This window comes from Pseudomonas sp. 58 R 3 (genome assembly GCF_900006605.1).
GTDB classification, from domain to species: Bacteria; Pseudomonadota; Gammaproteobacteria; order Pseudomonadales; family Pseudomonadaceae; genus Aquipseudomonas; species Aquipseudomonas salomonii.
This window is the reverse complement of sequence record NZ_CVTT01000038.1, coordinates 210,275-224,699: the sequence shown is the minus strand read 5'-3', so window position 1 is coordinate 224,699 and position 14,425 is coordinate 210,275. Positions and strand designations below refer to the sequence as shown.

The window sequence follows — 14,425 nt, the reverse complement described above, 5'->3', positions numbered from 1 at the left end:
CTTGTGCCAGAGGTATTGCAGAGACTGTGCCAACTGGCCAAAGCCCAGCGGGGCTGGGGTTTTGGTCGCTATGCAGGGCGATTTGTGTCGCAGGAGCTACAATTTTTGTAGCTTGCTACAAACAAGATGAGTGCTTGCGTCAGGGAGGCGCTTCGCGCGTGAATGCGCGCAAGTTCAGATAAGGAAACGCTCCATGTTCAAGGTTACTTCTGCTGTATTCGCCGGCTTGCTGGGGCTGTGGGGCTTTTCCAGCTCGGTATTGGCCGAAGGCATCACCGGCGAAGTCGGCGCAGGCGTCAGCTACCAGCCCCACGACCCGACAGGCAGCCGCTACGAAACCCGGCCGATTCCCTACTTCGATCTGGACTGGGGCAATGTGAGCCTGGGCACCGACGATGGCCTGACCTGGAGCGCACTCAATACCCACGGTTTCACCGCCGGCCCGTATATCAATTACTTGCCGGGGCGCACGGCCGATCGCTCGCTGCGTGGCTTGCGGGATGTGCCGGACATGGCCGAAGTCGGGGGTTTCATCCAGTACGCACCGGCCGAGTTCTGGCGCGTGTACGCCCAGGTCGGCCAGGCCGTCGGCGGCCCGCGTGATCAGAGTGGTGTGTTGGGCAAGGTCGGTGGCGAACTGGGCTACCCGCTGGGCGGCGGCATTATCGGCAGCACCGGCCTGATGGCGCATTTTGCCGATGCGCGCCAGACCCAGGCGTTTTTTGGCGTTGACGATAAAGAGTCAGCGGCGTCCGGCATTCGCGCCTATAACGCCAGCGCGGGTTTTCAGAACCTGACGCTGACCCAGAGTTTCGAGTTCCCGCTGGCGACCCATTGGTCGCTGTTGACCAGCGCCAGTTGGACACACCTGGTGGGTTCAGCGGCCAACAGCAGCATCGTCAAGGAGACCGGCAACGTGAACCAGGGCCAGGTGCAGTCGGCGATCAGCTACAAGTTTGACTGAGCCATTGATCGTTCCCACGCTCTGCGTGGGAAGGCATTCTGTGACGCTCTGCGTCACGACTTCAAGAGCAGGACGCGGAGCGTCCGGGGCGGCATTCCCACGCAGAGCGTGGGAACGATCATCAGGCCCTGGCTTCCTGGATGATCTGGCGAATCGCACCCACAAAGGCCTCCGCCGGTTGCCCACCGCTGACCGCATACTGGTCGTTGAACACGATGGTGGGGACTGAAGTCACACCGCGTGAAATCCACAATTCTTCCTGCTCACGGACTTCAGCAGCGTATTCGTCGGACGCCAGAATCTGCGCCGCACGCTGGATATCCAGCCCGACACTCTCGGCGATGATCGCCAGCGTCGCGTGGTCGGACGGGTCTTTCCCATCACTGAAATACGCCTTGAACAGCGCTTCCTTGAGGTTGTATTGCAACCCTTCAAGCCCCGCCCAATGCAGCAGCCGGTGCGCATCAAAGGTGTTGTAGATGCGGCTCTGCCCGTCCGTGCGAAAGGCAAAGCCCAGCGCCGCGCCCATGTCGCGGATACGCGCACGGTTGGCCTGGGATTGCTCGGCGGTGGAGCCGTACTTTTCAGTGATGTGCTCGACGATGTTCTGCCCTTCGGCGGGCATCTTCGGGTTCAGCTCGAACGGCTGGAAATGAATCTCGGCCTGCACCTCGCTGCCCAGTTGGTCGAGGGCTTCGGTCAGGCCGCGCAGGCCGATGATGCACCAGGGGCAAGACACGTCGCTGACGAAATCGATTTTCAGGGGAGTACTCATGGCAGGCAACCTCGCTGGCAGTATTAATGCGCCGTAAAGGTTGCACGATACACCAACTTCACAGCAGCTTCGAAGGCTCGCCCAGGTCAATCTGCGCCCAATGCGCGGCATCCTCACGATGGGCTTTGAGGTACGGCAGCACTGCCGTCAGCAGCGGCGCCTTGAAGGCTTCCTGGAAACGGTGGGCCATGCCCGGTATGAGCTTCAGCTGGCTGCCCTGGATATGCGCAGCCAGGTGTACACCGTGCATCACCGGCAACAACGGGTCGGCGGTGCCGTGCACCACCAGGGTCGGCACGCGCAACTGGTTAAGCAAAGGCACGCGGCTCGGCTCGGCCAGAATCGCCATGATCTGGCGCTTCACGCCGTCCGGGTTGAAGGCGCGGTCGTAGGACAGCGCAGCCTGATGCAGCAGCGCCTGGCGATCATCTTTCACGTTGGGGCTGCCCAGGGCGGCAAGTAAATCGGCTTGCTGTTCCAACGCCACTTCACGGTTCGGCGCACTGCGCCGCGACAGCAACTGCACCAACGCGGCGTTGGGCGCCGGCAGGCCTTCGGCGCCGGAGCTGGTCATCACCAGGGTCAGGCTTTCGACCCGCTGCGGCGCCATGGCTGCCAGATGCTGGGCGATCATGCCGCCCATGCTTGCGCCCAGCACGTGGAATTGCTGGACCTGCAGCGCGTCCATCAAGCCCAATGCATCGTCGGCCATGTCGGTCAGCGTGTACGGCGCCGCCACCGGCAAACCGAGCTTGTAGCGCAGCACTTCGAACGTCAGGTTGGCGCTGGCGGATGCCTGGCGCCAGGTGGACAGGCCAACGTCACGGTTGTCGTAGCGGATCACCCGAAAACCCTGTTCACACAAGGCCACCACCACTTCATCCGGCCAGTGGATCAACTGCCCGCCCAGGCCCATGACCAGCAGCAACGCAGGGTCGGACGCTCGGCCGATACTCTGATAGGCGATGCTGACTTTTTCCAGGTCGACCGTTTGGGTCGGGACATTGACATCACATCGAGAAGCCGCAAAGGACGGCAGGCCGAACAATAGAGCGGCCAGTAAACACCACACGCGCATGAAAAACACCGAAACGCAGAACCCCAGTAGAGCGCGAGTCTGATGAAGTTTGTTCAAGCGCGCTGCCACAGTTGCGTGACAGTTTGATGAAGTACGCCCAACGGTCATGGTCGACATAAATGGGAACATGAGACAAACTCACGCTATCTCTCCTCATCACAAATTATCTTCATGGAGCGCCCGTGCTCGAAATCCGCCACCTCAAGACCCTGCACGCGTTGCGCGAAGCCGACAGCCTGGTTGAAGCCGCCGAACGCCTGCACCTGACGCAATCGGCGCTGTCCCACCAGTTCAAGGAGCTGGAAGAGCGCCTGGGCATGCCGCTGTTCGTGCGCAAGACCAAGCCGCTGCGCTTCACCAGCGCTGGCCTGCGCCTGCTGCAACTGGCCGACGCCACCCTGCCCTTGCTGCGCGGCGCCGAACGCGACATCGCGCGCCTGGCCGGTGGTACCGCCGGTCGTTTGCACATGGCCATCGAGTGCCACAGCTGCTTCCAGTGGCTGATGCCGACCATCGACCAGTTCCGCGATGCCTGGCCAGAGGTTGAACTGGACCTGGCCTCAGGTTTTGCCTTCGCGCCGCTGCCGGCCCTGGCCCGTGGCGACCTGGACCTGGTGGTGACCTCCGACCCGCTGGAACTGCCGGGCATCACCTATGTGCCCTTGTTTACCTACGAAGCCATGTTGGCCGTGGCCAACCAGCATGCGCTGGCGAACAAGTCGTATATCGTGCCGCAAGACTTGCTCAGCGAAACCCTGATCACCTACCCGGTTGAGCGCGACCGCCTGGACATTTTCACGCGGTTCCTGGAACCCGCTGACGTGGAACCGGCCCAGGTGCGCACCTCGGAGCTCACGGTGATGATGATGCAGTTGGTCGCCAGCGGCCGCGGCGTGTGCGGCATGCCGCATTGGGCGCTGCATGAATACAGCTCGCGTGGGTATGTGAAGGCCAAGCGTTTGGGCGAGAAGGGCTTGTTTGCGACGTTATATGCGGGGATTCGTGCGGACATGCTGGACGCGCCGTATATGCGCGACTTCTTGCTGACCGCCAAGGACACCTCGTTTTCGACCCTGGATGGTGTCAGCGCCGTGCGGTAATCCCGCATAAATGACGACTCTAATGTGGGAGCTGGCTTGCCTGCGATGCGGATGACTCGGCCTGCCTGGTACACCGAGGTGATGCCATCGCAGGCAAGCCAGCTCCCACACAGAATTGGGTTTCTCTATAGAGTTTCAGTCGGCTTTGAGTTCGCGCCACATGTGGATCTTGTCGAAGTACTCGATGCCCACCCGTACCGCCAATGGCTCCAGGCCGTACTGGATAAAGCCGCAGCGCTGGTACAACGCGAATGCGGCGTCGTTGCCCGCGGTGACGGTCAGTTGGATCAGTTTGACGCCGGGCTGGCGGCGCGCGCCATCGAGCGCCGCCTGCACCAACTGACGGCCCAGGCCCTTGCACTGATAAGCCTCGGTCACGTACATGCCGAACAGCGTGACTTTGTGCCGGGCCTTTTCCCGAGGTTCGAAGGCCAGGCCGACAATGCCGGCCAGCGTTTGCCCTTCGAAAGCGCCGTGCACCTGATCCAACGGGCTCTGTAGGCGCTTTTCCCACCAGTTCAACGGCATCCGTGCGCGCTCCGCCACGCTGGAGGTAAACGCCTGGGGATAGGCGCCATAGGCCTCCAGCATCAACGCCCGATAAGCTTCGGCGTCATTCGCCCCCAGTGTGCGGATCAGCATGCAGCGAGCGACGCGCGATAAAACGGCAGGATCCAATCGCGAGTCAACGGCGCCAGGTGCAAACCACCCTCACCGGCCGGGTCGATCCAGCGCACTTCTTCGATTTCAGCGGCGGGGCTCACCGGCGAATCGATATGCACCTGGAACAGCTCAGCCTCCACGGTGAAGCCCGGCTCGTTGGCTGCCGGGGCCGAAAAATGGCCCAGGTAGACAGCCTCAGCCGGGTCGATGCGCAGGTTCAGTTCCTCGTACAGCTCACGGGCCAGCGCCTCGGCGGGTTGCTCACCGGCATCGATCTTGCCGCCCGGTTGCATGAACGCCTGGGTGCCACGTTTGCGCACCAGCAGGGTTTGGCCGTCGCGGCCGATCAGCAGGGCGGCGGCGATTCGAATAGTGGAAATGCTCATGAAAGAATCGGTGTCTCTTCAGGTTGTTTGATAAACACGCTGTATTTCGCGCCTTCCATCGCCTCGAACGCGATCAGCTTGTCCACCAGCGGCAGGTTCAATACCTTGCCGGCGTTCAGCAACAGCATGCCGTTATCGGCATTGAGGTTGCGGGCCAGCACCATGCCGGCTTCCAGCTCTCGGGTGGAGAGGACCTTGACGTTGGGGTCGCCCAGGGTCACATCGCTGAGGAAGGCCGCGCAGGCCTGCACGAAGTCTTCCACCAGTTCCGGATCGTAAAGGCGCCCGGCGTACTTGCGGATATACAGCAACGCTTCGTCGCTGTTCAGATGCCGTTCAAGGATCAAGCCTTTTTGCAGTTCGATGAAGTCCACCGCCAGTTTAAGCAGGCGCGAGCCGGGCGGGATCGCATCGCCCTTGAGGTGATCGGGAAACCCCGTGCCGTCCCAACGCTCCTGGTGATGGCGAATGATCCGCGCCGCATCCTTCATGGGTTCGAGGGTCATCAGCAGCGATTCGCTCTGGGTCGGGTACTCGCGGTACAGGCCACGGTCGGTGCTGTGCAGCTTGTCCGACGGCGCAACCATCATGCTGTCGCTCCAACTCAGCTTACCGATGTTATACAGCGCAGCGGCCATGGTCAGGTCGCGGGTGCTGGCTTCGTCGATGGACTGGGCCGCGCAGTAGACCCGCACCAGTTCGATCAAGGCGCGGTTGGTCTGTTTGTCCTTGGGCAAGCGCAGGTTGGCCAACAGCGAAAACACTTCGGTACCGGTCACGTAGCTGCGCTTGAGCTCGTCGTAGGCCAGATCGAGCATGTCGGCGGTCTGTTGCAGCTCGCTGGTTCGGGCTGCCACGCGTTTTTCCAGGTTGGCGTTCAACACCTTGAGCTGATCGTTCTGCTCATGGGCCAGGCGCTCCAGGCGCTGATGCTCCAGGGCCTGGCGCAACACCAGCGGCAGTTCTTCGTCATTCCAGGGTTTACTGATGTAACGGTGAATCTGCCCTTCGTTGATCGCCTTGATGATCGTCGCGAGGTCAGCATAGCCGGTCAACAGGATGCGGCTGGTAGCCGGGTACAGCCGGTGCACTTCAGCCAGCAACTGCGCGCCGTCCATGCCGGGCATGCGGGCGTCGCTCATCACCAGGTCGATGGGCTGGGCCGCCATGATCTCCAGGGCCTGGGCGCCGCTGCCGGCGAGCACGACATTGAAAGGGTGGCCGCGCAACAGCCGGCGCAGGCTGTTGAGGATCGATTCTTCATCGTCAACCAGCAGAATCGTGGGTGGGGTCGCGAGTTGTTCATCCATGGTTACTGCGCCTTGAAAATAAACGAAATTGAGCGGAATTGAACCCTGATATCCCGCCGCGTTTCTGCGCTTGATGCACGCATCCACGCAGCTGATTTGACGCCAATTGGCCGTCGATATCAAGGGAACTCAACTATGCTGTCTCAACCGGTACGTCCATCCTCCCGGACATCAAACCAAGGAAGGAAGCGTTATGCCATCGAACCTGCTGCCAGTACAGAGTGCGCCATGAACCCGGACTCAGGGCGGGCCAACCGGCGCATTCTGATCGTGGATGACACCGCCTCTATCCACGAAGATTTTCGCAAGATTCTGTGCGCCAACCCCCACGATGCCCCCTCACTGGACAGCCTGGAAGAAGCCCTGTTCGGCACTGAGGTGCCGGTGCGCCAGACGTTTTTGCTCGATTCGGCCTATCAGGGCCAGGAGGCCCTTGCCCTGGTGAACAAGGCCCTGGCGGACGGTGCGCCCTACGCCATGGCGTTTATCGACATGCGTATGCCACCCGGCTGGGATGGTCTGCACACCATCGAACAGTTGTGGAGCGTCGACCCCAACCTGCAGATTGCCCTGTGCACCGCCTATTCCGATTACTCCTTTGAGGCCATCGAAGCGCGGTTGAAGTACAACGACCAGTTACTGATCCTGAAAAAACCCTTTGACCACCTGGAAATCCGCCAGATGGCCAGCGCCCTGACCTGGAAATGGCAGCTAGCCCAAGACGTCGCCCTCAAGGTGCGGAGCCTGGAGCGCACCATTGAAGAACGCGTGCAGGAACTGCTCAAGGTTTCGCACCTGCTGCAATACGACGCGCTCACGCAGTTGCCCAACAGCGCCTTGCTGGGTGACCGCCTGACCCAGGCCATCGCCCTGGGCCGACGGCATGACACACAACTGGCGGTGATATTTATCGGGCTGGACCGCTTCAAGCGCATCAACAATGCCTTGGGGTATCCGGTGGGCGACGAGGTACTCCAGCAGGTCAGCCAGAGCCTGGTGGCGACGGTACGAGGCTCGGATTCAGTGTTTCGCTACGTGGCCGATGAGTTTGTGATTCTGCTCAACGATATCCAGCACCCGCAACAAACCCAGCATATTGCGCAAAAGTTGCTCACGGCCGTGCGCGCAACCCGCCACCTCGCCGGGCACGACCTGAGCGTCACCGCCAGCCTCGGCATCAGTATTTACCCCAATGACAGCCGCACCGCGGTGGAACTGATCAAACAGGCCGAAACCGCCATGCACACCAGCAAGGAGCGCGGCCCGGGTGACTTCAGCTTTTACACCCAGACCATGAACCTGCGCGCGCAACACCAGCAGGGCCTGGAAAGTGCGATCCGCCAGGCCCTGGAGCATGACGAGTTTGTGCTGCACTACCAGCCGAAACTGGAATTGAAAACCGGCAAAATCGTCGGTGCTGAAGCTTTGATACGTTGGTTTGAGCCGCGCTCGGGATGGATCAGCCCGTCTGAGTTCATTCCGGTGGCCGAAGACAGTGGGCTGATAGTGCCCTTGACCCAGTGGGTGCTGCGCCAGGCCTGCGAGCAAGGGCAAGCGTGGCGCGCCATGGGCTTGAGCCCGGTGCGCATCTCGGTGAACGTCTCGGCCATCGACTTTCGCCAGCGGGACTTTACCGACAACCTGGCCGAGATACTGACACAGACCGGCCTGCCGCCTGCCCAGCTGGAGTTGGAAATCACCGAAAGCGTGTTAATGCAGAATGTCGACGACACCGTCGCCACCTTGAACACCATCAAGGCCATGGGCGTGCGTCTGGCCCTGGATGACTTCGGCACCGGTTACTCCAGCCTCAGCTACCTGCGGCGCTTTTCCATCGATGTGCTGAAAATCGACCAATCTTTCGTGCACGGCATGAGCGTAAATAGCCAGGACGCCCAACTGATCAGCGCTATCATCGCAATGGGTAAAAGTCTGAACCTGAGCATCGTTGCCGAAGGCGTGGAGACCCGCGAACAACTGAACTTCCTGCAAGCTCAGCGGTGCGAAGAAGGCCAGGGTTTTCTATTCAGCAAAGCCGTGCCCCCAAAGGATTTTGCGCAGTTGATGCAAGCCGGTCACCCTGCCCTGATGCCCGATCAATAGCCGATTGCAAGGAGTGCTCGCTTGAACGAAGTATCAACCCAAGGGCTCATCTTCACCTTATGGTTAAGCGCGAGTCTGCCACTGGCGGCCGCACCGCTGGACGAGGCACTCAAACCCTTGCCGGACGTGCCGATGCTGGACCCGGCCAAAGTCGAACTGGGCCGGCAACTGTTCAATGAGCCGCGCCTGTCAGCCAACAACACGCTGTCCTGCGCCAGTTGCCATCGCCTGGAGTCCGGCGGCGCCGACGACAAGGCGTTTTCGATCGGTTTTGACGGCAAACCGGTAGAGTTCAACACCCCATCGGTGTTCAACGCCAGCCTGAATTTCAAACAGTTCTGGAATGGCCGTGTCGACACGCTGGAGGCGCAAGTCGAACACGTGGTCATCAGCCCGACAGAAATGGGCAGCGACTGGAAAACCGTGGTGCAGAACCTCGCAGCCGTGCCCGCCTACCGGAACGCATTCCAGCGGACCTATCCCGATGGCGTCACTGCAGCCAATGTGCAAAACGCCCTGGCCACTTATGAGCGCACGCTGCTCACGCCCGACTCGCGATTTGACCAATACTTGAAGGGCAATACAGAGATCCTGACCCTCAAGGAAAAGTACGGCTACCAGCATTTCAAAGATTACGGCTGTATCGCCTGCCATCAGGGTGTGAACATCGGCGGCAACATGTTTCAAAAATTCGGCGTGATGGATGACTACTTCCAGGCCCGCGGCAACCCGGTCGAGTCGGACCTGGGGCGTTACCTGTTGACCAAGGATGAAGAGGACCGCTATGTGTTCAAGGTACCCAGCCTGCGCAATGTGGCGGTCACCGCGCCCTACTTTCACGACGCTTCGGCCAAAACCCTGGAAGAGGCCGTGGACGTAATGTTCAAATATCAACTGGGGCGCACTCCGACCCAGGAAGACAAGGACCTGATCATCCTGTTTCTCAAGACCCTGACTGGCCAATGGGCGGGCAAGCCGTTATGAGCCGACTGTCCCGCCGCCGTACCAGCCAGCTGTTGCTGGGGTTGATGACCCTGCTGCTGGCCTCGACCCTGATCTTTTTGTACCTCATGTCCTCCCGCGACCAAACGGCCAGCTACACCCAGTCACGGGACCTGATCCGCCAGCTCCAGCAACTCAATGCGCAATGGGACAGCGAAGTACTCAAGGCCCGGGTCTCGATTACCCACAACTACGATCCGCTGGTGACACCGCTTACCGAAATGACGCGCATATGGGCCGAACTGGGCAGCCGCGACACCTACCACCACACCGCCGACCTGACCGGTTGGCACGCCACCCAGCAAGCGTATCAAGCCGCCATCCAGGAAAAGGCACGGCTGGTAGACCAGTTCAAATCCCACAATGCGGTGCTGCGCAACTCGCTGGCGTTTCTGCCGACCGCTGAAGACGATATCCAGGCCCAGTTCAGTCGTATTGACGATGGAGGTCGGCTGCAACTGCAAAGCGTGGCCACCGACACCTACGACCTGCTGCTCAGCAGCCTGGAGTTCGCCCAGGTCACCAGTGACGATCGCGCCGCCGATATTCTGGTGGGCCTGGGCAAGCTGAAAGTCAACAAGGAGCGCCTGCCCAGTGAATTCCAGGCCCCGGTCGTGATCCTCAGCAACCATATTTCGCTGATCCTGCGCGAGCAGCCGGTGGTCAACAGCCTCCTCGAACGAATTGCCACAGTGCCCGTGGCCGAGCGCCTGGATGACTTGACCACCCACCTCAATCAGGACCAGCAGGCGGCCGACCTCATTGATCATCAATACCACCGCTACCTGTTGATTTTCTCAACCCTGCTGGTGGTGTTGCTGCTGTACCTGGCGGTACGCCTGTTGCGCAGTTTCGCCGAGATCAACCGGATCAATCGTGCCTTGCAGGCCGCCAACGAAACCCTGGAACACAGGGTGGAGCGGCGCACGCAACAGCTCAAGGACGCCCAGAGCGAGCTGATGGACAGCGCCCGCCAGGCGGGCATGGCGGAAATCGCCACGAACGTGCTGCACAACGTTGGCAACGTGCTCAACAGCGTGAACATTTCCGCCGACCTGGTGGCGCGCCAATTGCGCAACAGCAAGGTCCAGGGCCTGGGCAAAGCCATGCAACTGATCAACGCGCATCAGGCCGACCTGGGCACCTTCCTCAACGAGGATGAAAAGGGCAAATTGCTGCCGGGCTACCTGAACCAGTTGGTCGAAGCGATTGCACTCGAACAGCAAGGCATGAGCGAGGAACTGACGCAACTGAGCAAAAGCGTTGACCACATCAAGGACATCGTCTCGACCCAGCAATCCTATGCCGGCGCCTCCACACTGCTCGAACCCGTCAACATCAGCGCGTTGATGGAAGACGCCCTGCGCATGAACGCCGGCGCTTTAAGCCGTCATCACGTCACGGTGGTCAAGGAGTACGCCCAAGTACCGGAGATTCTGGGCGACAAACACCGACTGCTGCTGATTATGGTCAACCTGATCAGCAACGCCAAGTACGCCATGTCCAACCTCAGTGACCGTCCACGGCAAATGACCCTGACCGTGCAACCGGCGGCTGACGAGACCCTGAAAATCAGTGTAAAGGACGATGGCGAAGGCATACCCGCCGAGAACATGACCCGGATATTCACCCACGGTTTCACCACTCGCAAAGAAGGCCACGGTTTCGGCCTGCACAGCTGTGCCCTGGCCGCCGTGGAAATGCACGGCCAACTCAGCGCTCACAGTGATGGGACAGGCCTTGGCGCAGTGTTTACCCTGACGATTCCTCTCACCCTTGCCGGAACTGCCCCATGAACCAGCCTCCCAACCGGCGCATTCTGCTGATTGATGACACACCGTCAATTCATGAAGATTTTCGCAAGATTCTGATGCCGAGCGTGGCTTCCAACCCCGCACTGGATGACCTGGAGTCAGCGCTGTTCGGCGACACCGCCACGCCTCAGGCTCAGGCATTCGACCTGCATTCGGCGTACGGTGGCGAAGAAGGCCTGGGTTTGCTGACCACGGCCATGGCAGAACAACGGCCCTACGCGCTGGCTTTTGTGGACATGCGCATGCCCCAGGGCTGGGACGGCGCGAAGACCATCGAGGCATTGTGGAAGGTCGACCCCGACCTGCAAGTGGTGGTGTGCACCGCGTACTCGGATTACTCCTGGGAGGACCTGCTCTTTCGCCTGCACGCCCATGACCGTTTGCTGATCCTGAAAAAACCCTTCGACAACATTGAAGTCCAGCAAATGGCCAACACCCTGGCCAACAAGTGGGACATGGCCCGACGCGCCGCCTTGCAAACCTTGCACCTGGAACAGCTGGTGGAACAACGTACCCAGGCGCTGCAACTGGAAATCGACGAGCGCAAGCACTTGGAAAGCCAGCTGGTGCAGTCGGAAAAGCTCGCTTCGCTGGGTCAGCTTGCCGCCGGTGTCGCCCATGAGATCAACAACCCGGTAGGCTTCATTTCGTCCAACCTCAACACCCTTGATGGCTACTTTAACCAGCTGCAACAGATGCTTGAAGCTTATCGAAACAATGAGGAAATAATCGCATCGCAACCACAGCGCGACCAGCTAAAGGCCTTGCGCACTACGTTGGAGCTGGACTTTCTCAAGGAGGACATCCCGATCCTGATCCGCGAATCCAAGGATGGCATTGGCCGCGTGGTGCAAATCGTCAAAGACCTGAAAAATTTTTCGCGGGTGGACAACGACCAGACCTGGCAATTCTCCAACCTGCAACAAGGCATTGATTCGACGCTGAACATCGTCGCCAGCGAACTCAAGTACAAGGCTGATGTGGTCAAGCACTACATGCCGCTGCCGGACATCGAGTGCCTGGCGTCGCAGCTCAATCAAGTGGTGATGAATCTGGTGATCAACGCCGCGCAAGCCATGGGCCCGGAACGCGGCACCATTACCATCAGCAATGGTGTGGAAGGCGAGAACATCTGGCTGGAAGTGGCGGATGACGGCTGTGGGATTGCGCCGCAAACCGTGCAGAAAATTTTCGACCCCTTCTTCACCACCAAACCCGTCGGCGAAGGCACCGGCTTGGGGTTGTCACTGTCCTACGGCATCGTCAAGAAACACCGGGGCACAATCTCGGTCAGCAGTGAGTTGGGCAAGGGCACAACCTTTCGGGTGGTGCTGCCGATTCGGCAAACGGCGGCGTAGGGCACGCCGCCGAGTCAGGGTTATGCATCCGCCTTTTTCGGGCTGGACCCAAACGAAGCGAAACGCTTGTTGAACCCGGCAATCCGGCCTTCGACCTGGGTCTTGCGCTGCTGGCCGGTGTAGATCGGGTGCGAGGCGCTGGACACATCGAGCGGGATGTACGGGTAAGTGTTGCCGTCGCTGTGTGTATGGGTGCGGTCGCTGTCGGCGGTGGAGCCGATCAGGAAGAACACGTCGGCGGCGGTGTCGTGGAACAGCACGGTACGGTAGTCGGGATGGATACCAGCTTTCATAAGGCCTCCGGGGCGTCTGGGTGCAATTTAAGTGTTATACAGTAACACAAATCATGCACCCAAACGAGAACCGATTGCAATAAGAATAGGCCGGCCGCTTCTATGCCGCTTCCTGAAAGTCCATTTCCGGCGGTTGCTTTGAGAAACCGCGTGTGAGGAAGCCCAGGTAAACCACGCCAATCGCCAACCACACCGCGCCCAGGTAAATCGCCAGTTGATCGAGGCTGATCATCAGCCACAGGTCCGCCAACAGGCCGATGGTCGGGAAGATCAGAAACAGGATCACCTCACGCACACCGCGCGCTTTGGCGCCGATCCAGTAGTGAAAGATCACCGACAGGTTCACCAGGCTGAACGCCAGGAACGCACCGAAGTTAATGAACGAAGTGGAGGTGGTCACGTCAAGCTTCAACGCCAGCAAGGCCACCAGCGCACACAACAGGATGCTGTTGACCGGCGTGCCGAAGCGCGCATGCAAGGTGCCGAAGAATGACTTGGGCAACACGCCGTCACGGCCCATGGCAAATAACAGGCGCGAACCGCTGGCCTGGGCCGACAGCCCCGAGGCGAACTGGCCGACGATCAGCCCGATCAGGAAGATCGACACAAACAGGTCACCGCCCAGGTTGCGGGCAATCTCATAGGCCGCCGAGTCCACATCGGCAAACTCAAACGACGGGTGGGCGATCTGCACGAAGTACGACACCCCCACGAAGATCAGCCCGCCGATCAAGGTGATCAGCATGATCGCCCGTGGGATGGTGCGGCGTGGGTCGCGGGTTTCTTCGGTGAGGGTACTGACCGCGTCAAAACCCAGGAACGAATAACAGGCGATGGCCGCGCCGCTCATGATCAGCGGCATGTGCATCTGGCCGTTGAAAAAGGGTGCAAGCGTCCACAGTGGCTTGCTCGCGTCACCGCCGATGTAGTGGATGCACAGCGCCACGAATGCGATCAGCACCAGAAACTGCACCAGCATCAGCAGCGCGTTGATGCCGTTGGCGAGTTTCAAGCCGATGATATTGATTGCCGTGGTGATGCCGATAAACGCCAGCACCCACACCCACTGCGGCACCGTCGGGAACGCCGAATGCAGGTACGCAGCGCCGATCAGCCAGATGGCCATGGGCAGGAACAGGTAGTCGAGCAACACCGCCCAACCGGCGATAAAACCCAGCTTGGGGCTGATGGCCTTGCGCACATAGCTGTAGGCGGAACCGGCCACGGGGAAGGCCTGGGCCATGCGCCCGTAGCTCATGGCGGTAAAGAACATCGCCACCAGCGCCGCAAGATACGCGGCCGGCACCATGCCGCCGGTGGATTGCGCGAGGATGCCGAAGGTGCCAAGCACAATGATCGGCGTCATATAGGCGATGCCAAACAGCACCACCGACCCTAACGACAGGGTGCGTTGCAAACGAGCCATGAGCGATTCTCCGCTGAATTATTAGATTTATGGCAGAACTGAAGTCGGTGAAGCGCAAACTATTTTTATGATTGATCGTTCCCACGCTCCGCGTGGGAATACAGCCCAGGACGCTCTGCGTCGGCTCTTGAACGTCGTGACGCAGAGCGTCAC

At 60.2% G+C, this 14,425-nt stretch carries 13 protein-coding genes; 6 read left to right on the top strand and 7 right to left on the bottom strand.

What is annotated here, in order from left to right:
* Nucleotides 1-193 precede the first annotated feature (193 nt).
* Nucleotides 194-964, top strand: coding sequence for a MipA/OmpV family protein (locus BFP92_RS06755; RefSeq protein ID WP_065928894.1), 771 nt, complete (start codon nucleotides 194-196; stop codon nucleotides 962-964).
* Between the two features lie 121 nt (nucleotides 965-1,085).
* Here BFP92_RS06755 and BFP92_RS06750 read toward each other — a convergent pair whose 3' ends face one another.
* Both BFP92_RS06750 and BFP92_RS06745 read right to left on the bottom strand, forming a co-directional pair.
* A complete protein-coding gene (locus BFP92_RS06750) occupies nucleotides 1,086-1,739 on the bottom strand; it encodes a DsbA family oxidoreductase (protein WP_065928893.1) in 654 nt (217 codons plus the stop codon).
* Nucleotides 1,740-1,797: 58 nt separating this feature from the next.
* Nucleotides 1,798-2,817, bottom strand: coding sequence for an alpha/beta fold hydrolase (locus BFP92_RS06745; RefSeq protein WP_065928892.1), 1,020 nt, complete (start codon nucleotides 2,815-2,817; stop codon nucleotides 1,798-1,800).
* A gap of 182 nt (nucleotides 2,818-2,999) precedes the next feature.
* Here BFP92_RS06745 and metR point away from each other — a divergent pair, with 182 nt between their 5' ends.
* Entirely contained in the window at nucleotides 3,000-3,917 is a 918-nt protein-coding gene (gene metR / locus BFP92_RS06740; protein WP_056858838.1) for a transcriptional regulator MetR, read from the top strand.
* A 135-nt stretch (nucleotides 3,918-4,052) separates the two neighbouring features.
* Here metR and BFP92_RS06735 read toward each other — a convergent pair whose 3' ends face one another.
* Genes BFP92_RS06735 through BFP92_RS06725 form a run of 3 tightly spaced genes read right to left on the bottom strand, consistent with a single transcriptional unit; the run spans nucleotide 4,053 to nucleotide 6,276 of the window.
* The gene (locus tag BFP92_RS06735; RefSeq protein WP_065928891.1) at nucleotides 4,053-4,559 is read right to left on the bottom strand and encodes a GNAT family N-acetyltransferase; all 507 of its coding nucleotides are present in this window, start codon (nucleotides 4,557-4,559) and stop codon (nucleotides 4,053-4,055) included.
* Nucleotides 4,553-4,966 (bottom strand): NUDIX hydrolase, encoded by a 414-nt coding sequence (locus BFP92_RS06730; protein ID WP_065928890.1) that lies wholly within the window; start codon nucleotides 4,964-4,966, stop codon nucleotides 4,553-4,555. Before BFP92_RS06730 ends, BFP92_RS06735 begins: the two co-directional genes overlap by 7 nt.
* Nucleotides 4,963-6,276 (bottom strand): response regulator c-di-GMP phosphodiesterase, NosR family, encoded by a 1,314-nt coding sequence (locus BFP92_RS06725; protein WP_065928889.1) that lies wholly within the window; start codon nucleotides 6,274-6,276, stop codon nucleotides 4,963-4,965. Before BFP92_RS06725 ends, BFP92_RS06730 begins: the two co-directional genes overlap by 4 nt.
* 228 nt (nucleotides 6,277-6,504) lie before the next feature.
* Here BFP92_RS06725 and BFP92_RS06720 point away from each other — a divergent pair, with 228 nt between their 5' ends.
* From BFP92_RS06720 to BFP92_RS06705, 4 genes are read left to right on the top strand one after another with little or no spacing between them, the layout of a single operon-like run.
* Nucleotides 6,505-8,379, top strand: a complete 1,875-nt coding sequence (locus BFP92_RS06720; protein WP_065928888.1) for a putative bifunctional diguanylate cyclase/phosphodiesterase — start codon at nucleotides 6,505-6,507, stop codon at nucleotides 8,377-8,379.
* Nucleotides 8,380-8,400: 21 nt separating this feature from the next.
* Nucleotides 8,401-9,363 carry a cytochrome-c peroxidase gene (locus BFP92_RS06715; protein ID WP_065928887.1) on the top strand — a complete coding sequence of 321 codons (963 nt, stop codon included), beginning with the start codon at nucleotides 8,401-8,403 and terminating at the stop codon, nucleotides 9,361-9,363.
* On the top strand, nucleotides 9,360-11,177 hold the full coding sequence (locus BFP92_RS06710; protein ID WP_065929282.1) for a DAHL domain-containing protein: 1,818 nt from the start codon (nucleotides 9,360-9,362) through the stop codon (nucleotides 11,175-11,177). Before BFP92_RS06715 ends, BFP92_RS06710 begins: the two co-directional genes overlap by 4 nt.
* Nucleotides 11,174-12,553, top strand: a complete 1,380-nt coding sequence (locus tag BFP92_RS06705; RefSeq protein WP_065928886.1) for an ATP-binding protein — start codon at nucleotides 11,174-11,176, stop codon at nucleotides 12,551-12,553. The genes BFP92_RS06710 and BFP92_RS06705 overlap by 4 nt, the downstream gene beginning before the upstream one ends.
* A gap of 20 nt (nucleotides 12,554-12,573) precedes the next feature.
* Here BFP92_RS06705 and BFP92_RS06700 read toward each other — a convergent pair whose 3' ends face one another.
* Both BFP92_RS06700 and BFP92_RS06695 read right to left on the bottom strand, forming a co-directional pair.
* Nucleotides 12,574-12,846 (bottom strand): type B 50S ribosomal protein L31, encoded by a 273-nt coding sequence (locus BFP92_RS06700; protein ID WP_017135901.1) that lies wholly within the window; start codon nucleotides 12,844-12,846, stop codon nucleotides 12,574-12,576.
* A gap of 100 nt (nucleotides 12,847-12,946) precedes the next feature.
* A complete protein-coding gene (locus tag BFP92_RS06695; RefSeq protein ID WP_065928885.1) occupies nucleotides 12,947-14,272 on the bottom strand; it encodes an APC family permease in 1,326 nt (441 codons plus the stop codon).
* Nucleotides 14,273-14,425 lie beyond the last annotated feature (153 nt).